The organism is Streptomyces sp. NPDC059373, assembly GCF_042751495.1.
Lineage (GTDB): Bacteria > Actinomycetota > Actinomycetes > Streptomycetales > Streptomycetaceae > Actinacidiphila.
In genome coordinates this window covers 1-24443 of sequence record NZ_JBHYXC010000009.1, presented here as the reverse complement: position 1 = coordinate 24443, position 24443 = coordinate 1, and the positions used below count along the sequence as shown (strand labels likewise).

Here is a 24443-nt window from a genome sequence, read left to right as displayed (position 1 = left end):
ACATGACCAGATTCTTCAGCCGTCGATCGTTCCTGGGGTCCACCGGGGCCATGACCGGAGCCGTGCTCGCCGCGACCGGTCCCGGCACCGTCCTGGCGTCGGGCACGGCGCACGCCGAGACACCCGCGGAGGGCGGCGCCGCGGGCTTCGCCTTCGCCCACCCGGGGATCCTGCACACCCAGGAGGACCTCGACCGGATGAGATCCGCCGTCGCGGCCCAGCTGGATCCGGTCTACTCGGGCTACCAGAAACTGGCCGCGGACAGCCGCTCCTCGTACGACTACACGGTGCAGAACACCGGCCAGATCACCACCTGGGGGCGCGGTCCGTACAACTACCAGGACCAGGCGCCGAACGACGCCGCCGCGGCCTACCAGAACGCCCTGATGTGGTACATCACGCAGGACGTCCGGTACGCCGACAAGGCCCGGGACGTCATCAACATCTGGTCGAAGACCCTGGAGGGGATCACCGGCGCGGACGGCGAACTCGGGGCGTCCCTGCAGGGGTTCAAGTTCGCCAACGCGGCGGAGATCCTGCGGTACAGCGGCTACGACGGCTGGGCGGCCGAGGACATCGCGCGCTGCGAGCAGTCCCTCAGGGACGTCTGGTACAAGGCCCAGTCCGGCTACGCCCTCTTCGCCAACGGCGGCTGGGACACCGGGATCATCCAGACCGTCCTGGGCATCGCCGTCTTCTGCGACGACCGCGTGATGTTCGAGGACGCGGTGCGTTACGCCGCCGCGGGCGCCGGCAACGGCAGCATCAAGCACCGCATCATCAACGCCACCGGGCAGGGCCAGGAGAGCGGCCGCGACCAGACCCACGAGCAGCTGGCCCTCGGCCTGCTCGCCAGCGCGGCCCAGGTGGCGTGGAACCAGGGCGTCGATCTCTTCGGCTTCGCGGGCAACCGCATCCTCGCCGGCTACGAGTACGACGCGAAGTACAACCTGGGCAATGACGACGTGCCCTTCGTCGCGGACCTCGACCGGACCGGGAAGTACCTCAAGACCGCGGTCACCACGCTGGTACGGGGTCTGTCCCGGCCCATCTACGAGCTGGCCTACGCGCACTACGTGACCGTGCTGGGGCTGTCGGCGCCGTACACGAAGCAGGTCGTCTTCCGGGGCACCGACGGGGCCCGGTTCATCGAGGGCTACGACCAGGACCACGCCTCCTGGGGCACCCTCACCTGCGCGCGTGACGCACCGGCCTCCTCGACGCCCGTCGCCCCGCCCGGCTCACCTGCCGGGCTGACCGCGCTCAACGGCTCGGACTCCGTCGAGCTCGCCTGGGTGGGATCGGTGGAGCCGGTCAGCGCGACCTCGGCGGCGACCTACTCGGTGGCGCGGGCGACCACCAGCGGGGGGACGTACAAGACGATCGCGACCGGACTGACGGCCACCACGTACTCCGACCTCGAGGTCACCATCGGGACGACGTACTACTACACGGTCACCGCCACCAACGCCGTGGGCACGAGCCTCGCGTCGCTGGAGGCCTGCGCGACGGCCGGTCTGCCCAGCAACTGGTCGTCCCGGAACATCGGGACCGTCCAGGCGTCGGGGCTGACGACCTTCGACGGTGAGCGGTTCACGCTGGAGGCCAGTGGCGCGGACATCGCGGGGACCGCCGACAGCTTCCGGATCGCTCAGATGTCGCTGAGCGGGAACGTGTCCATCACCGCACGGGTGGTGTTCCCGCTGAGCTCGCAGTACGCCAAGGTCGGCGTGATGATGCGCAGTTCGACCGCGACGGGCTCGGCGCACGCGGCGATGCTGCTCCAGGGCCTGACCCTCAGCGCGTGGAGCGGGGTGTGGACCACCCGCGCCACCACCGGTGCGGCGACGTCGGCGACCGGCAGCACCTCGGTCCCGCCGGCCCAGCAGTCGGCGATCTCGACGGCGGCGTCCTACCCGATCTCCAATCTGGGGTCGCTGCCGGATTCGGCGACACCGCTGACGGCTCCCCATGTGGAAGCGGCGGGCGACGGATACCGGATGCGGATGCCGTACTGGGTGCGCCTGGAGCGGGTGAAGAACACGTTCACCGGCTCGATCTCCCCGGACGGCGTGCACTGGACCGAGGTCGGTTCCACCGCGCTGGATCTCGGCACCACCCTCTACATCGGGCTGGTCAACTGCTCCTGCCTGGGCGTCTCGCAGTCCTACGCGGAGACCGGGACGGCCTCCTTCGACAACGTCACCGTGGTCCGCAAGGGCTCGACGCACTGGCAGGTGCCGGCCCCCAAGGGCGTCGCCACCGCCCTGGCAGCCGCCGCCGGGCCCAGCGCGGTCGAGCTGACCTGGAGCGACCCGGACCTGTCCGGCCGCTACACCGTCAAGCGCCGCACCTCGGCCGACGGCCCGTACGAGGTGATCGCCACCGGCGTCGGACCGGTCGGCTTCGGCATCCACACCCGCTACGCCGACGCCACCGGGACGCCGGGCACCACGTACACGTACGTCGTCGCCAAGACCAACGTCGCCGGGGCGGGCCCCGACTCGGCGGAGGTCAGCGCGACGATGCCGACGCCGCCCGCACCGGAGATCGGCAGTGCCCTGACCGCGTACGCGAATGTGGGCGCTCCGTTCGAGTACCTGATCGGCGCGTCCAACGACCCCGCGTCCTTCGCCGCCTCCGGCCTGCCCGGCGGGCTGAGCGTCGATGCCGCGACCGGTCTGATCTCAGGCACCCCCACCGGCACCGGGGACTTCGAGGTCCGGATCTCGGTGTCCAACGCGACTGCCACCGCCACCGAGACCCTCAAGCTCGGCGTCGGGACGCCACCGCCCGCGCCGTGGTCCCACCAGGACATCGGCGACTACGTTCTGGACGAACGGCAGTTGGGGGCCTACGGGGTCGTCGCCCTGAGCACCCCCGGGATCACCGGCTACGACAGCACGGACCAGAGCTTCACCGTGCGCGGCGCGGGGACGGACCTGAACGTCAACGGCCAGGGCATGACGGCCCAGTACGCCTTCCAGCCGATCACCGGCGACGGCACGATCATCGCCCGGGTCGTGAGTCGGGACAACGCCGGCGAATCCGACCGGGTCGGACTGATGATGACCCAGTCACTGTCGCCGTTCTGCCAGATGGCCGCCACGGTCCTGACCAGCACCGGCAGTGGTGACACCGGCGTCAAGCAGTTCGTCCGCCGCAAGGTCGTGGCCGGCGGCACGTCCTCGACCGACGGTTCCAGTGGTGTCGCGACCCCGACCTGGCTGAAGCTGGAGCGGGCCGGGACCAAGTTCACCGCCTCCGCCTCTCCGGACGGCAGCACGTGGTCGGTCATAGCAAGGGACACGATCGCCACCTTCGGCGATGCCGCGTACTACGTGGGGCTCGTCGTCACCTCACGTACGCCGTCAGCGCTCAACACCACCGTCTTCGACAACATCACCGTCACAGCCGTGGCGTCGGTCCCGGTGCTCGGCCAGCCGGTCCAGGACCCGTACAAGACCTTCAGCTCCGCGACCTCACCCACCCCGGTCTACGGCCAGTCGGGCACCGACCTCGCCATCCAGGGCGCCGGGGCGGACGTCTGGGGCAGCACCGACGAGTACAGCTCCATCTACCTGCCCGGCGCGGTCACCGACGGCTCGACCGTCACGGTCGCGGTCACCTCGCAGGACGCCACCAACGTCTGGACGAAGTCCGGAATCATGGTCCGCAACGACATCACCGGCACCGGTACGTCCGCCGGTTACCTCATCCTCGCCGTCACCCCCGGCCACGGCGTCGCCCTCCAGTGGGACAAGGACGGCAACGGCGCCGTGGACAGCAACATCGAGACAGACGGCACCACGGCCTACCCGACCTGGCTCAAGCTCGTCCGGACCGGCACCTCCTACGCCGCGTCCTACTCCACCGACGGCAGCACCTGGACCGCCGTCGGCACCGCCACCGTGAACTCCGCCGCCACGACCCAGGACGCGGGCGTCTTCACCTGCACCCATTCCTCCGGCAACGCGGGGGAGGTCGACTTCAGCGAGTTCACCGTCGCCTGACCCCGCCCGGCAGGGCTGGGCCCCCGGCGGGCTCAGCCCTGCGGGAACCGCCGTAGCCTGGGTGGATGTGCAGGGCGGCTGGGAGGGGCGGGCGACAGTGACGACCACAGGACCGCGGGAGGACGCCGAGCGGCGACGGCTGGCCGAGGCCGACGAATCGGGGGTGCCGTGGCGCCGCTGGGGCCCGTATCTGAGCGAGCGGCAGTGGGGGACGGTCCGGGAGGACTACAGCCACGACGGGGACGCCTGGTCGTACTTCACGCACGACCAGGCACGGTCGCGGGCGTACCGGTGGGGCGAGGACGGCATCGCCGGCATCAGCGACGACAAGCAGCGGCTGTGCTTCGCGCTGGCGCTGTGGAACGGCCGCGACCCGCTGCTGAAGGAGCGGATGTTCGGGCTGACCAACGCCGAGGGCAACCACGGCGAGGACGTCAAGGAGTACTACTTCTACCTCGACAACACGCCCACCCACGCGTACATGAAGTACCTCTACAAGTACCCGCACGCGGAGTTCCCGTACGAGGACCTCGTGGCGACCAACCAAGCGCGCGGTCGCGACGACTTCGAGTACGAGCTGCTCGACACCGGCATCTTCGACGAGGACCGCTACTTCGACGTGTTCGTCGAGTACGCCAAGGCCGGCCCCGATGACCTGCTCGTCGAGATCACCGTGCACAACCGCGGCGCCGACGAGGCCGAGTTGCACCTGCTGCCCACGCTGTGGTTCCGGCACACCTGGTCATGGGCGGGCGGCGCGGCCACCCCAAGCCTGCGGCAGGTCCCCGGCGCACCGGGCTCGGTCGTCATCCGTGCCGACCACGAGGAACTGGGCCCGCGGTGGCTGTACTGCGACGCCGACGCGGCGGCGCTGTTCACCGACAACGAGACGAACAACGAGCGGATCTTCGGAAGCCCCAACACCACTCCGTACGTCAAGGACGGCATCGACCGCCACGTCGTCCACGGCGAGACCGGCACCCTCAACCCGGCACGCACCGGCACCAAAGCGGCCGTCCATCACACGCTCACCCTCGCCGGCGGCGGGAGCACCACCCTGCGGCTGCGCCTGACCGACTCCGAACTCACCGACCCCTGGGGGCCGCAACACGAGCAGGTGATGGCGGAGCGCCGGTGCGAGGCCGACGCCTTCTACGACGGCATCGCCGAGCCCGGCATGAGCGAGGACGAGCGGCGCCTCGTCCGCCAGGCGATGGCGGGGATGCTCTGGAGCAAGCAGTACTACTACTTCGACGTCGAGCGCTGGCTTGCCGAGCACGGCCACGACCCGCTCGCCTCCGACCCCCGGGTCCGCAACAGCAACTGGTACCACATGGTCAACGACGAGATCATGTCGATGCCGGACGCCTGGGAGTACCCGTGGTTCGCGGCCTGGGATCTCGCCTTCCACGCCATCGCGCTGTCCATGGTCGACCTCACCTTCGCCAAGGGCCAGCTCGACCTGTTGCTGCGCCGCCTCTACCTGCATCCCAACGGCCAGATCCCGGCGTACGAATGGAACTTCGGCGACGTCAACCCGCCGGTGCACGCCTGGGCCATCCTCTTCGTCTACGAGCTCGAGAAGCACCGCACCGGGCGGGGCGACCGCGCCTTCCTGGAGAACGCCTTCCAGAAGCTGATGAAGAACTTCACGTGGTGGCTCAACCGCAAGGACGCCGACGGGAACAACGTCTTCCAGGGCGGCTTCCTCGGGCTCGACAACATCGGCGTCTTCGACCGCAGCGCCCCGCTGCCGACCGGCGGCCACCTCGACCAGGCCGACGGCACCGCCTGGATGGCGCTGTACTGCCAGAACCTGCTGGAGATCGCCATCGAGCTGGCGATCGACAACCCGGTGTACGTCGAGCAGGCGCAGACGCTGTTCGAGCACTTCGCGTGGATCGCCACCGCCATGAACCGCATCGGCGCGGAGAACGACAGCCTGTGGGACGAGGAGGACGGCTTCTTCTACGACTCGCTGCGGCTGCCCGACGGCAGCGCGACCCGGCTGAAGGTGCGTTCCCTCGTCGGGCTGATCCCGCTCGCCGCCACCAGCGTGGTCGGCGGCTGGGCCGACCTCCGCTTCCCCGAACTGGCCGCAGGAGCACGCGAGTTCATCGAACGCCACCCCGCGGTGGAGGCCATCGTCTCCTCCCAGGACGCGCTGGGACCCGGCGCCGAGGGCCGGCACCTGTTCGCCCTGTTCGGCGAGGACAGACTGCGGCGGATCCTCTCCCGGATGCTCGACGAGGACGAGTTCCTCAGCCCGCACGGCATCCGCTCCCTCTCCCGCCACCACGCCGAACGCCCCTACTCCTTCACGGTGCACGGCGAGGAGTACCGCGTCGGCTACCTGCCCGCCGAGTCCGACTCCGGGATGTTCGGCGGTAACTCCAACTGGCGCGGACCGGTGTGGTTCCCCATCAACGTCCTGCTCATCCGCGCCCTCCTCAACCTCCACGCGTACCACGGCGAGAGCTTCACCGTCGAATGCCCGACCGGCTCCGGCCGGCAGCTCAACCTCTACGAGGTCGCGCGGGAGATCGCCTCCCGGCTGACCGGCATCTTCCTGCGCGACGAGGACGGCCACCGCCCGGTGCACGGCGCGCAGGCCAAGTTCGCCAAGGACCCCCACTGGCGGGACCTGCTGCTGTTCTACGAGTACTTCCACGGCGACAACGGCGCCGGAATCGGCGCCGGCCACCAGACAGGCTGGACCGGCCTGGCCGCGGTCACCACGACCCTGTTCCACACCGTCAGTGCCGACGACTGGCACACCCGCAGCCGCGAGGGCCTGCGGCCCATGGGCGCCCGAGAGGAGCCGCTGTCATGACCGGGTGGCCGGACCAGCCGGTGATCTACGAGGTCAACACCCTGATCTGGCTCGGCGAACTGAGCCGCCGGCACGGCCGCCCGGTCACCCTGGGCGACGTACCCGCCGTCGCATGGGACGAGGTCGCGCTGCCGGGCGTCGACGCCGTCTGGCTGATGGGCGTATGGGAACGCAGCCCGGCCGGACTGCGGATCGCCCTGCGCGACGACGCCCTGCAGGCCTCCTTCCGGGACGCCCTGCCCGACCTCCGTCCGGAGGACATCGCCGGCTCGCCCTACTGCGTCCGCGACTACGTCGTCGACGGCGCGCTCGGCGGACCCGACGGGCTGGCCGCCGCCCGGGCCGAACTCGCCGCCCGCGGTGTGCGCCTGGTGCTCGACCACGTACCCAACCATGTCGCCCCCGACCATCCATGGCTGACCGACCGCCCGGCCTGCCTCATCCAGGGCGACGCGGCCGACCTCGCGGAATCCCCCGACGCCTTCCTGGAAGCCGCCGGGCACGTCTTCGCCCGTGGCCGCGACCCGTACTTCCCGCCCTGGCCGGACGTCGTCCAGCTGAACGCCTTCAGCGACCAGCTCCGCATCGCCACCGTCGACACCCTGGCCTCGATCGGCGACCAGGCGGACGGCGTGCGCTGCGACATGGCCATGCTGCTCATGAACGACGTGTTCGCCAAGACCTGGTGCGACCGGGCCGGCGACCCACCCGCCGAGGACTTCTGGGCGCATGTCATCCCTCAGGTCAGACAGCGCCACCCCGACCTGCTGCTCGTCGCCGAGGCCTACTGGGACTACGAATGGGCCCTCCAGCAGCAAGGGTTCGACCACTGCTACGACAAAAGGCTCTACGACCGCCTGCTCCACGAAGGCCCCGCCTCCGTGCGCCCCCATCTCCTCGCCGACCTCGCCTACCAGCGCGGACTCGTACGCTTCCTGGAGAACCACGACGAGCCCCGCGCCGCCGCCACGATGCCGCCCGACCACGAACGAGCGGCGGCCGTCGCCGTCGCCACCCTCCCCGGCGCGACCCTCTGGCACGAGGGCGAGTTCGAAGGCCGCCGCGTGCGCCCGCCGGTCTTCCTCTCCCGCAGGCCCGACGAGCCCGCCGACGAGCCGCTGCGCGACTTCCACCACCAACTCCTGGCCGCCGTCGGCTCGACCGGCATGCGCTCCGGCCACTGGCAACTCCTCGACCCCACCGGCTGGCCCGACAACCCCACCCACCTCAACCTCCTCGCCTGGTCCTGGACCGCCGGCCCCGACCGCCACCTCGTCGTCATCAACCTCTCCGACCACCCCGCCCAAGGCCACGTCCCGCTGCCCTGGAACGACCTCCGGGGCCGGCCCTGCCGCCTGACCGAGCTGCTGGACGGGACCACCTACGCCCGGGACGGCGACGAGCTGGCCGCCCCGGGCCTGTTCGTCGCCCTGGACGCCTGGCGGTGGCACCTCATGTCACTCGAGGCCTGACGTATGCGCCCCTCTGGACGCTGATCGGGAAGCCGGACAGGGTGAGGGCATGTTGCTACGTCAGCTGGAGTACCTGGTCGCCCTCGCCCGCGAGCGGCACTTCGCACGTGCCGCGGCCGCCTGCTACGTATCGCAACCGTCGCTGTCCGCCGCCATCCGCAAGCTCGAGCACGAACTCGACGTGCCGATCGTGCGGCGCGGCCGCCGCTTCGAGGGGCTGACCCCGGAGGGCGAGCGGGTACTGGCCTGGGCACACCGCATCCTGGCCGAACGGGACGCGCTGAGCCAGGAGCTGTCGGCGATGCGCGGCGGACTGACCGGCACGCTGCGCATCGGCGCCATCCCCACGGCGCTGACCGCCGCGTCACTGCTGACCACGCCGTTCTGCGAGCGGCATCCGCGGGCCCGGGTCAGCCTGGACTCGCTGTCGTCGGCCGAGATAACGCACCGCCTGGCCGAGTTCGAGCTCGATGTGGCGTTGACGTATCTGGACGACGACACGCTCCACCACGTACGCAGGATCCCGCTGTACGAGGAGCGCTACGTGCTGCTGACGCGCGAACCGACCGGGCCCACGGCCGCCTGGGCGCAGGTGGCCGCGCTTCCGCTGTGCCTGCTGTCGCCCCGGATGCGCAACCGGCGGATCATCGACGAGTGCTTCGCCGCCGAGGGGGCGACGGCGGCCCCGGCGGTGGAGTCGGACACCGTGGCCGGACTGTACGCCCACCTGGCGGCGGGGCGGTGGTCGAGCGTGATCTCGCATGCCTGGCTGCACGTGTTCGGGGTGCCGGAGGGGATGCGGGTGGTGCCGCTGGAGGGGCCGGCGCACGGACCGAGGGTGGGGCTGGTCGTCGCGGACCACGAGCCGCAATCCGTACTGGCGGCGGCGCTGCTGGAGGTGGCCCGGGAGACGCGGGTGCGGGACGCGCTCGACGACCTGCTCAACACCTACCTCGGCAAGTGATAGAAGCGGCCTATCCCGGCATAGCAACTTTCACTTTGACCTGCGGGATCGACCGCGAGGATGGTTGAAGGCACCTTCCCGTAAGCGCATGACAACGGATGAGGAGCCGCAATCATGGCCAAGGTCCTGTGCGTTCTGTACGACGACCCCACCGACGGATACCCGACCACCTACGCCCGTGACGACCTGCCGCGCATCGACCACTACCCCGGCGGCCAGACCACCCCCACCCCCGCCGGCACCGACTTCACCCCGGGCCACCTGCTCGGCAGCGTCACCGGCGAACTCGGCCTCCGTACCTTCCTGGAGAGCCGCGGCCACACCCTCGTCGTCACCTCCGACAAGGACGACACCGACGGCACCGGCTCGGTCTTCGACCGCGAACTCCCCGACGCCGACATCGTCATCTCGCAGCCCTTCTGGCCCGCCTATCTCACCCCCGAGCGCATCGCCGCGGCCAAGAACCTCAAGCTCGCCGTGACCGCCGGGATCGGTTCCGACCACGTCGACCTGGACGCGGCCATCGCGAGCGGCGTCACCGTCGCCGAGGTCACGTACTGCAACAGCATCAGCGTCGCCGAGCACGTCGTGATGATGACGCTCTCGCTCGTACGGAACTACCTGCCCTCCCACCAGGTCGTCCTGGACGGCGGCTGGAACATCGCCGACTGCGTGGCCCGCTCCTACGACCTCGAAGGCATGCACGTCGGCACGGTGGCGGCCGGCCGCATCGGGCTCGCCGTACTCCGCCGCCTCGCGCCCTTCGACGTCAAGCTGCACTACACCGACCGGCACCGGCTGCCGGAGGCCACCGAGCGCGAGCTGGGGCTGACCTGGCACGACAGCGCCGAGGCCATGGCCCCGCACTGCGACGTCATCACCATCAACGCCCCCCTCCACCCCGAGACCGAGGGCCTCTTCGGCGACAAGCTGATCGCCACCATGAAGCGCGGCGCCTACCTCATCAACACCGCCCGCGCCAAGATCGTCGACCGCGACGCCGTCGACCGCGCCCTGCGCAGCGGCCGGCTCGCCGGCTACGCGGGCGACGTCTGGTACCCCCAGCCCGCCCCGGCGGACCACCCCTGGCGCACCATGCCCCACCACGGCATGACGCCCCACATCTCCGGCTCCTCCCTCTCCGCCCAGGCCCGCTACGCCGCCGGCACCAGGGAAATCCTCGAGTCCTGGTTCGACGGCAAGCCCATCCGCGACGAATACCTCATCGTCGACGGCGGCGCCCTGGCCGGCACCGGCGCCCACTCCTACTCGACGGCGACGCCCACGTCCTGACCCCGCCCGGAGCCGGCCCCACCGCCCACCGCCCCCTGCCGGCCGAGAACCCGTGCCTACGACGTGATCGTGATCGCTCCGTAGTCCGACAGGTTCGTGAGGTTCAGCTGGCCGAGGGTGGTCGCCGCGGAGGTACTTCCGGGCATCACGACATTGCTCAGGGTGACCCCGCTGATGGGGGCGCCCGGCAGGCCGTTGATGCGCGCGGCGGTGGTGCCGGCGTTGCGGACCCTCACGTTGGCGATCGTGACGCCCGTGACCGGGCCGACGCCCTGGGTGCTCCCGGTCATCATGGCCAGCCAGGTCCGGTTGCCGTCGTTGCTGTAGCTGAGCCGTTCGATGTCGATGTCGTCGAACCGGATGTTCGTCGCGCTGGCCGCCCCGTACTTGTGGTGGACGCCGATGCCCACCGCCGCGTCATAGACCACGACGTGCCTGAAGGTGACGCTGTCCTGCGACTGCACCACGCCCTGGCCCACCTTGACGCCGTAGCAGTAGGTCCACGACACCAGGTCGTCGAAGGTGACGCCGCTCAGCGGCCGCGCGGTGCCGGGGACGGTGCTGTAGAGGTCGGTGGCGTCTGCCCAGGTCTTCGTGCTGAACGGGTCGTCGAGCCCGATGCCGATCGCGTGGGTGACGGTGACGTCGGTGGACTCCATGACGTCGATACCGTCGTCCTCGCCCATGTCGAACCGGTTGAACATCTTGATGTTACGGAACGTCATGTTCGAGGACCGCAAGGGAATGATCCCCCAACTACTGGACTCACGGAAGGTGATGCCGTCGACCGTGAACCCGCTCGTGTAGACGGGAGCCAGGAGGTTCACCCCGAGGTTCGAGGGCGCCAGGGCGGCCTGCCCGTTCCCGTCGATCACCCCCCGGCCGTAGATCGAGATGTTCGACGACGAGTACCGGGTGGATATGAACCAGGTCAGGTCCCGCCCCTGCGACGTCTTGTGCCCGTTCACCACATAGTGGCCGGCATCTCCCGTGTACCGAAGCACCGCACCGCGCGCGAGATAGAACGCGAGATTGCTCCGCAGATACAGATTGCCCAGCGTGTACACGCCCGCCGGCACATACACGATGCCCTGCTTCCCGTTCGCGGACCCCCACGCCGCGGCATCGTCGAGGGCGCTCTGGAAGGCCGCCGTCGTGTAGGCCCCGGTGTCCGGCTGCGCCGAGTAAGGCGCGCTCTGCACATTGAAGATCCCGGTCCCCGACGACGCCGGCCGGTTGTTCTCCGGCGGGTCGGCCGCAATCACCAGGTTGGGGCGCCCGTCGAGCTTCACGATCAGATACTCGTCGTTCTGCACCGTGAACGTCAGCGTCGGGCCGCTCACCGACCCGGCGATCCCCAGCTTCTGCGGACTGATGCTGTACGAGCCGATGCCCGTGTTGTTGACCTTGGTCACCGCCATGGTCGCCGTCCCCGCCCCCAGGGCGAACTGCGCTATGTCGTACCCGCTGTACTTGGTGACCGGCACAGACGTCCCGTTGACGCTGAGCCGGTAGTCCGTCGACGCCGGATAGATCGACGCGACCGGATACACCCCCACCGTCGCCGAAGCGGCCTGAGCCTCCGCCGGCGCCCCCACGAGCCCCGCGACACCCAGCAGAAGAGCGGCCACCCCAAGGGCTAAGCGGCTCAGCGGTGATCTCATCCGGTGTCCTTCCGGTCCCTGTCCCACCACGGTGTGCCGCGCACACTAAGGAGCGATGGAAACGTTGTCAATGGCGGCCGGTGCTGCGCTCCCACCGCCTTGACATCGGTAGACAGGTCTGTCTAAAGTGTGGAAGCCTTAGTTAGACAGACAGGTCTACCCACCACGAGGATGTTTTCATGACCTCCGAACCCTTGGACGTCCACGGTCGGAACGCTGAGCGTGGTGCGGCCACTGTCGTCGGCATCCACACGCCAGGAGAGCGAGCTCGGTGCGCACAGCCCGACCCCCGGTTCGGCCCGACGGCGGAGTTCCAGCCCGAGCTCACGGCGGCGTCGCGTCGTCCGATCCCGCCGCGGGCAGCGTTCTACGTACTGGCCTCCATCGTGGTCTCCTTTCTGGCGGCATCGAGTGCGCCGACGCCCCTGTACGCGACTTATCAGGCCGAGTGGGGCTTCACCCCCGTCACCACCACGGTCGTCTTCGGCGTCTACGCCGTCGCCGTGCTCTCCGGGCTGCTGGTTCTCGGGAAGCTCTCCGACCATGTCGGACGGCGCCCGATACTCATCACCGCGATCGCCGCGCAGGCTGCTGTCATGCTCATGTTCTCCAGCGCCGGCGGAGTGGACACACTGCTCTTCGCCCGTGTCGTCCAGGGTTTGTCCACCGGTGCCGCGCTCGGCGCAGTCGGCGCCGCCATGATGGACATCAACCGGCCCCGCGGAACCGTGGCGAACGCGTTTGCCCCGGGTCTGGGCACTGCGACGGGTGCGCTCGTCAGCGGTCTTGTGGTGCAGTACCTGCCCGCGCCGACCCACCTCATCTATCTGGCCCTGCTCGTGGTGTTCGCAGCCCAGGCCATCGCCATCGCCCTGATCGACGAAACCGTCAGCCGCCGGCCGGGCGCCCTGGCGACGCTGATACCGGAAATCCGGCTCCCGCGATCGGTACGCAGCGCAGTGACGGCCGCAGCTCCCGTCATCTTCGCCGTCTGGGCGCTCGCTGGTTTCTACGGATCCCTCGGCCCGGCCGTCGTACGCACCCTCGTGGGCTCCACATCCGCCGTCTACGGAGGTCTGGGCCTCTTCGTTCTCGCAGGGATCGCTGCTCTGTCCGTCCTCGCCCTGCGCGACGCCAAGGCCACCGCCGTCATGTACACCGGCATCGCGGCCCTCATTCTGGGTGTGGCTCTCACGCTCCTTTCCATCCGGTCAGGCCTGCCCGCCCTGTTCTTCGTGGGCACGGCCGTGGCCGGCGTCGGATTCGGCAGCGGCTTCCAGGGAGGCATCCGCACCGTGATGCCACTGACCAAGGCCCACGAGAGCTCCGGCGTGCTGTCCCTGCTCTTCGTCGTTTCCTACCTCGGCATGGGCGTTCCCTCTGTCATCGCCGGGCTGCTGGTCGTACACGGTGGCGGCCTCATCACGACCTCCGAGGAGTACGGCGGCGCCGTGATCGCACTCGCCGTTCTGGCTCTCGGCGCGCTGTTCCTGAGCAACAAGCGAGCCGCTCCACGGTCTGATGTCCGCGTACAGTAGACAGACAGATCTGTACCAGAGGTGAGGGCATGGCGGACACCAGGAGTGCGACGAAGCCTTCGGCGCGCGAGCGCCTGCTCGCCGCCGCCAACGAACTCTTCTACGCGGAGGGCGTGCAGACCGTCGGCATCGACCGGATCATCGAGCACGCCGGCGTGGCGAAGGCATCGCTGTACAACACCTTCGGCGGCAAGGAACAACTGATCCGCGCGTACCTCGATTCGCGGCACGCCAGTACAACCCAGAAGATCGAGCGCGCGCTCGCACGCCACGGCACCCCACGGGAGCGGTTGCTGAGTGTTTTCGAGGCGCAGGGTGAGTTGTTCGCCCGGCCGGACTTCCACGGTTGCGCCTTCGTGAGCGCGACCGCGGAGACCCACTCGGGCAGCCTGGTGGACCAGGCTGCCGACGAGTACCGCGCGTGGATACGGGCTCTGTTCACCGGTCTCGCGAAGGACGCCGGGGTTGCGGATCCCGAGGCTCTGGCCAAGCAACTGCAGCTCCTCTACGACGGCGCAGGGCTGTCGGCACGCATGGACCGCGACCCGACGGCGGCTGTAGCCGCACGTGCGGCGGCGTCCGCTCTGCTGGATGCCGCGGTCGCCGGGTAATCCGTGGCGTCAGTGCCTCTCGTTAACCCGGTGACAGCCGGACAGCGCCGGACCGATCCCCGACCGTCCCCGGGGCGGTTCGGCGCTTACGTGTCCGCTACGCACCGCCCGCTAGAGTGCCTCTGACCAGCAAAAAGGCCCTCCGGGGTGGAGGGCCTCGCGGTCGTGCGGTCTGTGTGCCCCCGGCAGGACTCGAACCTGCGGCCAAGTGCTTAGAAGGCACCTGCTCTATCCACTGAGCTACGGGGGCTGGACCGTGGCCGCGGCCGTTGACCTTGCCGGGGACAAGGATAGGGCGCTGCGGATGTGCGGCCGGTTGCTTCGCCTGCTCAACACGATGTGTAGGTTCGGTGAAGCGGTCTGATAATCGCAGGCGGGTACGAATGGCGCACCGGTTTTGGCGCCCCAGGCGACGGCTGTTGTGTACTCGTTATGCCGGTGTCTCATCCGGCGCTTCTGTCCTCATTTGCCGCATCCTTGCGGGTTGAAAGACGTGAAGTGAGCGGAATAGGCTTCAAAATCCCATCAAAATGGGTCATTCTTCCCTCGTGGCGATCTTGGACGTACGGCCCGAGCTGCTAGACGCGCTGTCCGCGCTGCGCGACCGTGTCGAGGCCGCGTGCTTCCCGTTTCCGCTTGCCGGGGCTGCCCGGGCCTGGCGGACGAGGGAGGAGGTGCTGGCGCAGCTCGACGACTATCTGGTGCCCCGGTTGCGGGCGCCTGAAGCGCCGTTGCTGGCGGTGGTCGGGGGGTCGACGGGGGCGGGGAAGTCGACGTTGGTGAATTCGCTGATCGGGCGGCGGGTGAGCGAGGCGGGGGTGCTGCGGCCGACGACGCGGACGCCGGTGCTGGTGTGCCATCCGGAGGACCGGGCGTGGTTCGCGGATCCGCGGATTCTGCCGGGGCTGGCGAGGGCGTGGGCGCCGCGGCCGAGGAGCGAGGAGGACGCCGAGGGGACGGAGGAGGCGGAGGAGGGGCGGCTGTGGCTGCGGCTGGAGACGGACGAGACGCTGCCGCGCGGGCTGGGGCTGCTCGACGCCCCGGACATCGACTCGCTGGTCACCCGGAATCGTGAACTGGCCGCCGAGCTGATCTGCGCCGCCGACATCTGGATCCTGGTCACCACCGCCTCGCGGTACGCGGATGCGCTGCCGTGGCATCTGCTGCGTACGGCCAAGGAGTACGACGTCACCCTGGCCACCGTCCTGGACCGGGTGCCGCACCAGATCGCCGAGGAGGTCTCCCGGCACTACGCGGCGCTGCTGGCCAAGGCCGGGCTCGGGGACGTACCGCGGTTCACGGTGCCGGAGCTGCCGGAGTCGGCCGGGGGCGGGGGGCTGTTGCCGCACACCGCGGTCGCCGCGATCGGGAGCTGGCTGGCGCACTGCGCGGAGGACCCGGCGGCGCGGCATCAGGCGGCGCGGCGTACGGCGTGCGGGGTGCTGGAGTCGCTGCGTACCCGCATGCCGGAGCTGGCCGGCGCGTCGGCGGCGCAGCATGCGGCGGCGCAGCGGCTGGCGCGGTATGTGGACGAGGCGTACGACGCGGCGGCGGTACGGATCCGGGGGGCCGTCGTCGACGGGGTGCCGCTGGCGGGGGAGGCACTGGCGTGCTGGCGGGGGTATCCGGAGTGCGGGGCGGAGGCGGTGCGGTCGGCGCTGGAGGAGGGGCTGGCGGCGCTGTTGCGTACGGAGGTGGCGGCCGCCGAGGAACGGACCTTGTGCGGCTGGCGGCGCGACCGGGCCGGAGTGGTGCTGGCGGAGGCCGGCGAAGGCGCCGGGGCAGCGGTCGACGAGGCGGTCGGACAGTGGCGGCGGGGGCTCAGCAGGCTTTCGTACGACGTGTGTTCGCGTGACGACAGCGTGGATCCGGAGGACGCGGCCGCGCTGCTGGCCGTCGCCGTGCTCGGCGGCCGCCGGGGCGTTGTGGCGGGGGAGCGGCTCGCCGAACTGTTCGGCGCCCAGGCGGCGCTGCGGGTACGGGACCGGGCCGTGGACGCGCTCGACGCGGCCGTCGACGGTCTGCTGCGGGGGGAGCGTGAGCGGCGGCTCGGCCCGGTCGACGTACTCGATGTGACCTCGCGACAGCAGGCGGAGCTGATCGCAGCCCTGTCGGTACTGCGGAAGGAATGCGCATGACGATGACGGATGGCGCGCTCGGGGCACGCCTGGACGCGCTCGGCGAACTGCTCGGGCTGTCCCGCACCCGGGTCAGCCCGGACGCGCTGGCCGAGACCGGCGAGCTGCTCGACCGGGTCGCGGAACGGCGCCGGCTCTCGCCGGACCACACCGTGGTCGCGCTGGCCGGGGCGACCGGCAGCGGCAAGTCCACCCTCTTCAACGCGCTGGCCGGGCTGGAGCTGTCGGAGAGCGGGGTGCGCCGGCCGACCACGTCCGCGCCGGTGGCCTGCGCCTGGGACCCGGAGGGCGCGGCCGGGCTGCTGGACCGCCTCGGCATCGCGCCGAAGTCCCGGTACGCGCGCCGCAGCGCACTGGACTTCGGGGAGCGCGCGCAGGAAGGTTTCTCCGACGACGGGCTCGTACTGATCGACCTGCCGGACCACGACTCGGCGGCGACCGATCACCGCGATCAGGTCGACCGGCTGCTGAAGCTGGTGGACGTGGTGGTGTGGGTGCTGGACCCGGAGAAGTACGCCGACGCCGCCCTGCACGAGCGCTATCTGCGACCGCTGGCCGGCTACGCCGACGTGACGCTGATCGTGCTCAACCAGATCGACCGGCTGCCCGGCGACTGCGCCGACCAGGTCCTCGACGACCTGCGGCGGCTGCTCGACGAGGACGGCCTGGCGGTCGGCGAGCACGGCGAGGCGGGCGCGACGGTGCTCGCGACCTCCGCGCTCACCGGGGAGGGCATGGCCGATCTGCGGGCGGCCATCACGCAGATCGTGGCCGAGCGCGATGCCGCGAACCGGCGGCTGGCGGCGGACGTCGACCGTACGGCGGCGCGGCTGCGGCCGGTGTACGTGCCGAAGAACGCGGTGAGCGGGAGCGGGCTCACCGACCCGGCCCGGGAGGAGTTCGCCGGACGGCTGGCGGCGGCGGTCGGCGCGGTGGCGGCCGGGCAGGCGGCCGAGCGGGAGTGGGCGTGGGCGGCCGCCGATGCCTGCGGCCCGGTGTGGCGGCGGCTGGTGAGGGGCCGTCAGCAGGGCGCGGTCCGGGCGATGGCGGCGGTCGCGGGAGCGGGGCCGTCAGCGGGATCGGTGGACGTGGGGCGGGGCCCGGTGGCGTCCCGTCCGGTGGTGGAGGAGGCCGTACGCATCGTCGCGGCCGAGGCGGCGGCAGGGCTGCCCGCGCCCTGGGCACAGGCGGTACGCGACACGGCCCGGCGCGGCGGCGAGAAACTGCCCGACGCGCTGGACAAGGCGGTGGCGCGGGCAGAGCCGGGTGCGCCGGGCCGCCCGGCGTGGTGGTCGGTGATGGGCGCCGCCCAGTGGCTGCTGGCGCTGCTCACGATGGCGGGGCTGGTGTGCGGGGGCGCCGTCGCGGCCGGCCGGTTCGGCCTGCCCTGGTGGCTGCCGCTCGCCCTGCTGGGCACCGGCGCCCTGGGCGGGCCGCTGCTGTCGCGGGCCGGCCGGCTCGCCGCGCGGGGCCCGGCCCGTCGCCATGGGCAGGCGGCCGAGCGGCGGCTTCGCGACGCGGCGGCGGACTGCGGCCGGGCGCGGGTGCTGGAGCCGGTCGCGGCCGAGCTGATGCGGTACCGGGAGGTGCGGGAGCAGTACGGAGTCGTGGCCGGTACCCACTTCCGGGTGACGGAGTTGTCCACAACCCACCGGTAATCCTCGTAATCCTTGGTTATCCACAGGTTGAAGTTGGTTCCTCCAAAACAGTCCCGGCGGGTGCACGATGGTGCTCGGAAGTCGAAGTCGACACGGGGGAGGACCCGGGAATGAACGAGACGCTGGTAACCATCGTGGGGAATGTCGCGACGCAGCCCGAATTCCGTAAGACGGGGTCGGAAGTCCCGGTGGCCCGGTTCCGGCTGGCCACCACGGCCCGCCGCTGGGACCGGGAGAACGGCGCCTGGAGCGACGGGCATACGAGCTTCTACACCGTCTGGGCCTGGCGGGCGCTCGGGGAGAACGTGATGGCCTCGGTCGGGGTCGGGGAACCGCTGGTCGTCCAGGGCAGGTTGCGGGTTCGCGAGGAGGACCGGGACGGCAAGCGGTGGACCTCGGCCGAGATCGACGCGGTGGCCGTGGGCCACGATCTGTCGCGCGGGACCTCGGCGTTCCGCCGGATCACCCAGGGTCGGCCCGAACTGCTTATTCCGGATTCCCCGGCATCGGTGCCCGTACCGATGGGCGTGTCCTGATAATTCGGACAGCGGGTGAGTGATTTATCGACAATCCCGCCTGGGAATGCCGGGATACTCACCTGCGCCGATAACGATTGTGATTCGAATGCGAACCGGCCTGTGAATCCCGGCGCCATCGATACGGCCGCTTCCTAGGATTCCGTGGGTACCGCACGGTTCACAGACTGCAGGCGAGGCGTCCCCCCACCGACCGGCCTCGCCCGGAGGGGAAAACATGTTCACTGTACGAAGGCGGAACGCTGCCCGCCTTGCCGCCGCGATACTGGCCTCGGGCCTCTTCGCCGCGGGTGCGATAGCCGGCGCCGGATCCGCTGTCGCGGACGACGCGACCCCCACCGCGGGCGGCGCCACCGCCACGCTCGGCGGCCTGAAGACGTACGACGGCGCCGTCATCCACGAGAACGGCACCTCGCAAGATGTCTCGGCCGGCCTGTTCGAGATGTCCGTCGACGGTGGCGGAGCCATCCAGACGTACTGCATCGACATCAACCACCACACGCTCAAGGACGCCACCTACAAGGAGGTGCCCTGGGACGCCTCGTCGCTGCACGCCAACCCCAACGCCGGCAAGATCAACTGGATCCTGCAGCACTCCTACCCGCAGGTGAACGACCTCGCAGCGCTCGCCTCCACCTCCGGCGCCGGCACGCTCAGCCAGAAGACCGCTGCGGCGGGCACCCAGGTCGCCATCTGGCGCTTCTCGGACGGTGTGGACGTCACCGCCTCCGACCCGGCCGCCGAGAAGCTCGCCGACTACCTGCAGCAGCACGCGGCGGACACCGCCGAGCCGGACGCCTCGCTGAGCCTCAGCCCGACCGCCGTGTCCGGCAAGGCGGGCGACAAGCTCGGCCCGGTCACCGTGCACACCAACGCCGACAGCGTCGAGCTGGGCCTCACCCCGAGCACCCCGGCGGGCGTCAAGCTCGTCGACAAGGACGGCAAGGAGGTGACCACGGCCGCCGACGGCGCCCAGGTCTACTTCGACGTCCCGGCCGGCACCGAGGGCACCGCCGCGCTGACCGCGACCGCGACCACCACCGTGCCCGTCGGCCGCGCGTTCACCGCGACCGACAGCACCAGCCAGACCCAGATCCTGGCCGGCTCCAGCGACAGCACCGTCACTGCCACCGCGGGCGGCACCTGGGCGAAGAAGGGCGCGATACCCGCCGTCTCCGCCGCCGTCGACTGCGCCAAGGGCGGCGTGGACGTGACCGCGACGAACGAGGGTGACGAGGACTTCACCTTCCAGCTCGCCGGCAAGGAGTACACGGTCGCGCCCGGCAAGTCCGAGACCATCACCGTCCCGGTGGACGAGGACCAGGCGTACAAGATCAGCATCACCGGCCCGAACGGCTTCGAGAAGACCTTCGAGGGCGTCCTGGACTGCAAGACGGCCACCTCCGGCGGCGGCACCAGCTCCGCCAGCCCGTCCTCCTCGCCGAGCACGGCCTCGACCGGCAGCACGAGCACCGGCGGCGACCTCGCCGAGACCGGTAGCAGCAGCGCGACCCCGGTCATCGCGGGCATCGCCCTCGTCCTCGTCCTGGTCGGCGGCGGCGCGGTCTTCTTCCTCCGCAAGAAGAAGTCGGCGACCCCCACCGAGTAACAACAGGCACTGATCCCCAAGGGCAGGGGGGCGGACCTCACAGGGTCCGCCCCCCTGCCCTTTCCCTTGGCTTCCCTTGGCCGAGGCCGGACCTACCCTCGCCGAACTCGGCGAGGGTTCCTCGTCACGTGCCTCGTCAGTGCAGGATCTTTTCCTTGGCCCGCTGGAACTCCTCCTCGGAGATGTCGCCTCTGGCCTTGATCTCCGACAGCTTCGCGAGTTCCTCCACCTCGCTCCTTCCGCCCTCGCCCGCGGCCTCGCGGATGTAGGCGTTCATCTCCTCCTGCCGTGCCTGGGCCTCGCGCCTCTCACGGGCGCCCATATTCCCGCCACGCGCGAGGACGTAGACGAAGACACCGAGGAACGGAACTACGAGCACGAAGACCAGCCACCCTGCCTTGGCCCATCCGCTCAGGTCGTCATCGCGGAAGAGATCGACGATGACCCGGAAAAGCAGGAAGAACCACATGACCCACAGGAAGATCAACAGCATGGTCCAGAACGCACCCAGAATCGGATAGTCGTAGGCCATGTATATGTAGCCGTCCATCGCTTTCTCCCGTCGTCGCCGACTTCCATGGTCACGTGCTTCCGCGTGGGCCGCCACGCGAGGGCCGGGGCCGTCGGCGACGGGCTGCCGCAGCAGGGCGCGGGCGGGATGGAGGTCTCCGACCTACGGGTTCGCCCGGGAGGGTGGCGGTCAGGCAAGATGGGGTGTATCTGCTTTCTGCCCATCATCTAATGCCGGACGGTTTCTCTTGGCTGAGTTCATCTACACCATGCGCAAGACGCGCAAGGCGCACGGCGACAAGGTGATCCTGGACGACGTCACCCTGAACTTCCTGCCAGGCGCCAAGATCGGCGTCGTGGGACCGAACGGCGCGGGCAAGTCCACCGTGCTCAAGATCATGGCCGGCCTGGAGCACCCGTCCAACGGCGAGGCGTATCTCTCGCCCGGTTACAGCGTCGGCATGCTGCTGCAGGAGCCGCCGCTGGACGAGACCAAGACCGTTCTCGAGAACGTCGAGGACGGCGTGGCCGAGATCAAGGGCAAGCTCAACCGCTTCAACGAGATCGCCGAGCTGATGGCGACCGACTACTCCGACGCGCTCCTGGACGAGATGGGCCAGCTGCAGGAGCAGCTCGACCACGCCAACGCCTGGGACCTCGACGCCCAGCTCGAGCAGGCCATGGACGCCCTGGGCTGCCCGCCCGGCGACTGGCCGGTGGTCAACCTCTCCGGTGGCGAGAAGCGCCGCGTCGCGCTCTGCAAGCTGCTGCTCGAGGCCCCCGACCTGCTGCTCCTCGACGAGCCCACCAACCACCTGGACGCCGAGTCCGTGCAGTGGCTGGAGCAGCACCTCGCCAAGTACGCCGGCACCGTCGTCGCCGTCACCCACGACCGGTACTTCCTGGACAACGTCGCCGAGTGGATCCTCGAGCTCGACCGCGGCCGCGCCCACCCCTACGAGGGCAACTACTCCACGTACCTGGAGAAGAAGGCCTCCCGCCTCAAGGTCGAGGGCCAGAAGGACGCGAAGCGCGCCAAGCGCCTCAAGGAAGAGCTGGAGTGGGTCCGCTCCAACGCCAAGGGCCGCCAGGTCAAGTCCAAGGCCCGCCTCGCCCGTTACGAGGAGATGGCCGCCGAGGCCGACAAGATGCGGAAGCTGGACTTCGAGGAGATCCAGATCCCGCCGGGCCCGCGCCTGGGGTCCATCGTCGTCGAGGTCAACAACCTCTCCAAGGCGTTCGGTGACAAGGTCCTCATCGACGACCTCTCCTTCACCCTGCCGCGCAACGGCATCGTGGGTGTCATCGGCCCCAACGGTGCTGGCAAGACCACGCTCTTCAAGATGATCCAGGGCCTGGAGACCCCCGACTCCGGGGAGATCAAGGTCGGCGAGACGGTCAAGATCTCCTACGTCGACCAGAGCCGCGCCAACATCGACCCCAAGAAGACGCTGTGGGCCGTCGTCTCCGACGAGCTGGACTACATCAACGTCGGCCAGGTCGAGATGCCGTCCCGCGCGTACGTCAGCGCCTTCGGCTTCAAGGGCCCGGACCAGCAGAAGCCGGCCGGCGTGCTCTCCGGCGGTGAGCGCAACCGCCTCAACCTCGCGCTCACCCTCAAGCAGGGCGGCAACCTGCTGCTCCTCGACGAGCCGACCAACGACCTCGACGTCGAGACACTGGGTTCGCTCGAGAACGCGCTGCTCGAGTTCCCCGGCGCGGCTGTGGTCGTCTCCCATGATCGCTGGTTCCTCGACCGGGTCGCCACGCACATCCTGGCGTACGAGGGCGAGAGCAAGTGGTTCTGGTTCGAGGGCAACTTCGAGTCGTACGAGAAGAACAAGGTCGAGAGGCTCGGCCCGGACGCCGCCCGTCCGCACCGTGCCACCTACAAGAAGCTGACCCGGGGCTGATCTTGCGGCACATCTACCGCTGCCCGCTGCGCTGGGCGGACATGGACGCGTACGGCCACATCAACAACGTGGTCTTCCTCCGCTATCTGGAGGAGGCGCGCATCGACTTCCTGTTCCGCCCGGACAAGGACTTCCAGCAGGGGTCCGTGGTGGCACGCCATGAGATCGACTACAAGCGGCAGTTGGCGCACCGGCACACGCCGGTGGACATCGAGCTGTGGGTCACGAAGATCAACGCGGCGTCGTTCACCGTCGCGTACGAGGTCAAGGACCCGGACCAGCTCTATGTCCGGGCCTCGACGGTGATCGTGCCGTTCGACTTCGAGGCGCAGCGGCCGCGCCGGATCACGGCGGACGAGCGGGCCTTCCTGGAGGAGTACCGGGACGACGCGCCCTCCGAGGACGAAGAGGCTGTCGCGGCATGACGACCCTCCAGCTCGCGGAGCCCAGGGAGGCGGAGGCCTTTGCCGCCTTCCTGGGCCGGCTGCTGCGCTGGGACAAGGCCGCCGCGGTAAGGCTCCAGGCCGCCGGCGGGGTCCTGGCCGTCTTCGGACAGCCGCCCTTCGGCGGGGTCCTGGCGATACGTACGGCCGCGCTGGCCACGCCCGCGGATCCCTCCGGGCTCGACGCCACCGTGTCCGCCGGGCAGCTGCTCGAGGGCATCGACGAGCCGGGCGACACGGTCACCGTCCCCGGCTCCGTCACCGGCCCCGCCTGGGCCGGGCTCCTGCCGCCGCGCGCCGGCTGGCGCCCGGTGGAAGGGCTGCCCTCCGCCGAGGACATCCGTGCCGCCGCGGCCGCCGGGGTCGCCGAATTCCGCGCCCGCACCGAGCAGTTGGCGTCGCAGGACCGTACCCGGACCGCCCTCGACGCCATCGCCGACGACATCTGGTCCCGGCAGCTCGGCGCCACCGGACTGCCCCTGCGGGCCGTCCACGCCGCCCAGGCCCTCGGCTTCCTGCGGCCTGTCCGGCTGCCCGTGCCGGGCCCGCGCGTGGCGTCCCCCGACGACGCGCCGGCCCTGCTGGCCGCCGGGCCGTGGCTGCGGCTGCGTACGCCCTACGGCTCGGTGGCCGTACGGCGCAACACCGGGCTCGGGCTGAGCGTCACCCCGGTCTGAGCCCGGCCCGCGGTCCGGCCAGGGCCTCAGCCGGCCGTGTTCACCATCGACGCGGCCGCGTAGACCAGGTAGTCCCACAACTGCCGCTCGTAGTCGGGCTCCAGGCCGAGCTCGTCCACCGCGTCGCGCATGTGGCGCAGCCAGGCGTCGTGCGCCGCCTGGTCGACCTGGAACGGCGCGTGCCGCATGCGCAGCCGCGGGTGGCCCCGATTGTCGCTGTAGGTGCGGGGGCCGCCCCAGTACTGCATGAGGAACAGCGTGAGCCGCTCCTCGGCGGGCCCGAGGTCCTCCTCCGGATACAGCGGCCGCAGGACGGGGTCCTGTGCGACGCCTTCGTAGAAGCGGTGCACGAGACGGCGGAAGGTCTTCTCGCCGCCGACCGCCTCGTAGAACGTCTGCTGCTCAATGCTGCCGATCGGGATCTCGTTCACGGCTCCATGGTCTCAGACGGGGCGGCGGAGGACTTCGGGCCTAGGCCCAATGCCGGTGACTTAGGTTCTGTCCTGCCGAGTGATGGTGACGGTGTCTGGTGCGGGTGGCGTCCAGTTGCGGTGCTCGGCCCGTTTGAGCG

17 protein-coding genes and 1 tRNA gene are annotated in these 24443 nt (G+C 70.2%); 14 read left to right on the top strand and 4 right to left on the bottom strand.

What is annotated here, in order from left to right:
* Positions 1–2 precede the first annotated feature (2 nt).
* The 5 genes from ACFXJ5_RS15730 to ACFXJ5_RS15710 all read left to right on the top strand — a co-directional run bounded on the left by ACFXJ5_RS15730 (position 3) and on the right by ACFXJ5_RS15710 (position 10575).
* Positions 3–4013: a putative Ig domain-containing protein gene (locus ACFXJ5_RS15730; protein ID WP_384630939.1), complete on the top strand. Its 4011-nt coding sequence runs from the start codon at positions 3–5 to the stop codon at positions 4011–4013.
* Between the two features lie 97 nt (positions 4014–4110).
* Positions 4111–6846, top strand: a complete 2736-nt coding sequence (locus ACFXJ5_RS15725) for an MGH1-like glycoside hydrolase domain-containing protein (protein ID WP_384630938.1) — start codon at positions 4111–4113, stop codon at positions 6844–6846.
* Positions 6843–8318, top strand: a complete 1476-nt coding sequence (locus tag ACFXJ5_RS15720) for an alpha-amylase (protein WP_384630937.1) — start codon at positions 6843–6845, stop codon at positions 8316–8318. Before ACFXJ5_RS15725 ends, ACFXJ5_RS15720 begins: the two co-directional genes overlap by 4 nt.
* Positions 8319–8367: 49 nt before the next feature.
* Complete coding sequence (locus ACFXJ5_RS15715) at positions 8368–9282, top strand: LysR family transcriptional regulator (protein ID WP_384630936.1); 915 nt, start codon at positions 8368–8370, stop codon at positions 9280–9282.
* Between the two features lie 114 nt (positions 9283–9396).
* On the top strand, positions 9397–10575 hold the full coding sequence (locus ACFXJ5_RS15710; protein WP_384630935.1) for an NAD-dependent formate dehydrogenase: 1179 nt from the start codon (positions 9397–9399) through the stop codon (positions 10573–10575).
* Between the two features lie 56 nt (positions 10576–10631).
* Here ACFXJ5_RS15710 and ACFXJ5_RS15705 read toward each other — a convergent pair whose 3' ends face one another.
* The gene (locus ACFXJ5_RS15705; protein ID WP_384630934.1) at positions 10632–12206 is read right to left on the bottom strand and encodes a glycosyl hydrolase family 28 protein; all 1575 of its coding nucleotides are present in this window, start codon (positions 12204–12206) and stop codon (positions 10632–10634) included.
* Between the two features lie 212 nt (positions 12207–12418).
* On the opposite strand from ACFXJ5_RS15705, the gene ACFXJ5_RS15700 reads away from it, so the two are divergent.
* Both ACFXJ5_RS15700 and ACFXJ5_RS15695 read left to right on the top strand, forming a co-directional pair.
* Positions 12419–13777 carry an MFS transporter gene (locus ACFXJ5_RS15700; protein WP_384630933.1) on the top strand — a complete coding sequence of 453 codons (1359 nt, stop codon included), beginning with the start codon at positions 12419–12421 and terminating at the stop codon, positions 13775–13777.
* 29 nt (positions 13778–13806) lie between these two features.
* Positions 13807–14388 (top strand): TetR/AcrR family transcriptional regulator, encoded by a 582-nt coding sequence (locus tag ACFXJ5_RS15695; protein WP_384630932.1) that lies wholly within the window; start codon positions 13807–13809, stop codon positions 14386–14388.
* Positions 14389–14565: 177 nt separating this feature from the next.
* On the opposite strand, the gene ACFXJ5_RS15690 is transcribed toward ACFXJ5_RS15695, so the two are convergent.
* A tRNA-Arg gene (locus ACFXJ5_RS15690) sits at positions 14566–14638 on the bottom strand.
* A 298-nt stretch (positions 14639–14936) separates the two neighbouring features.
* Here ACFXJ5_RS15690 and ACFXJ5_RS15685 point away from each other — a divergent pair.
* From ACFXJ5_RS15685 to ACFXJ5_RS15670, 4 genes are all read left to right on the top strand, one after another.
* Positions 14937–16526 (top strand): dynamin family protein, encoded by a 1590-nt coding sequence (locus tag ACFXJ5_RS15685; RefSeq protein WP_384630931.1) that lies wholly within the window; start codon positions 14937–14939, stop codon positions 16524–16526.
* Positions 16523–18184 (top strand): GTPase, encoded by a 1662-nt coding sequence (locus tag ACFXJ5_RS15680; RefSeq protein WP_384630930.1) that lies wholly within the window; start codon positions 16523–16525, stop codon positions 18182–18184. Before ACFXJ5_RS15685 ends, ACFXJ5_RS15680 begins: the two co-directional genes overlap by 4 nt.
* 110 nt (positions 18185–18294) lie before the next feature.
* Positions 18295–18720, top strand: coding sequence for a single-stranded DNA-binding protein (locus ACFXJ5_RS15675; protein WP_384630929.1), 426 nt, complete (start codon positions 18295–18297; stop codon positions 18718–18720).
* Positions 18721–18937: 217 nt separating this feature from the next.
* Complete coding sequence (locus ACFXJ5_RS15670) at positions 18938–20329, top strand: Cys-Gln thioester bond-forming surface protein (protein WP_384630928.1); 1392 nt, start codon at positions 18938–18940, stop codon at positions 20327–20329.
* A 136-nt stretch (positions 20330–20465) separates the two neighbouring features.
* Here ACFXJ5_RS15670 and ACFXJ5_RS15665 read toward each other — a convergent pair whose 3' ends face one another.
* Entirely contained in the window at positions 20466–20879 is a 414-nt protein-coding gene (locus ACFXJ5_RS15665) for an SHOCT domain-containing protein (protein WP_384630927.1), read from the bottom strand.
* 208 nt (positions 20880–21087) lie between these two features.
* On the opposite strand from ACFXJ5_RS15665, the gene ettA reads away from it, so the two are divergent.
* Genes ettA through ACFXJ5_RS15650 form a run of 3 tightly spaced genes read left to right on the top strand, consistent with a single transcriptional unit; the run spans position 21088 to position 23872 of the window.
* Positions 21088–22752 carry an energy-dependent translational throttle protein EttA gene (gene ettA / locus ACFXJ5_RS15660; RefSeq protein WP_384630926.1) on the top strand — a complete coding sequence of 555 codons (1665 nt, stop codon included), beginning with the start codon at positions 21088–21090 and terminating at the stop codon, positions 22750–22752.
* 2 nt (positions 22753–22754) lie between these two features.
* Positions 22755–23177: an acyl-CoA thioesterase gene (locus ACFXJ5_RS15655; protein WP_384630925.1), complete on the top strand. Its 423-nt coding sequence runs from the start codon at positions 22755–22757 to the stop codon at positions 23175–23177.
* A complete protein-coding gene (locus ACFXJ5_RS15650; RefSeq protein ID WP_384630924.1) occupies positions 23174–23872 on the top strand; it encodes a hypothetical protein in 699 nt (232 codons plus the stop codon). The genes ACFXJ5_RS15655 and ACFXJ5_RS15650 overlap by 4 nt, the downstream gene beginning before the upstream one ends.
* Positions 23873–23898: 26 nt before the next feature.
* Here ACFXJ5_RS15650 and ACFXJ5_RS15645 read toward each other — a convergent pair whose 3' ends face one another.
* Positions 23899–24303, bottom strand: coding sequence for a globin (locus ACFXJ5_RS15645; protein ID WP_384630923.1), 405 nt, complete (start codon positions 24301–24303; stop codon positions 23899–23901).
* Positions 24304–24443 lie beyond the last annotated feature (140 nt).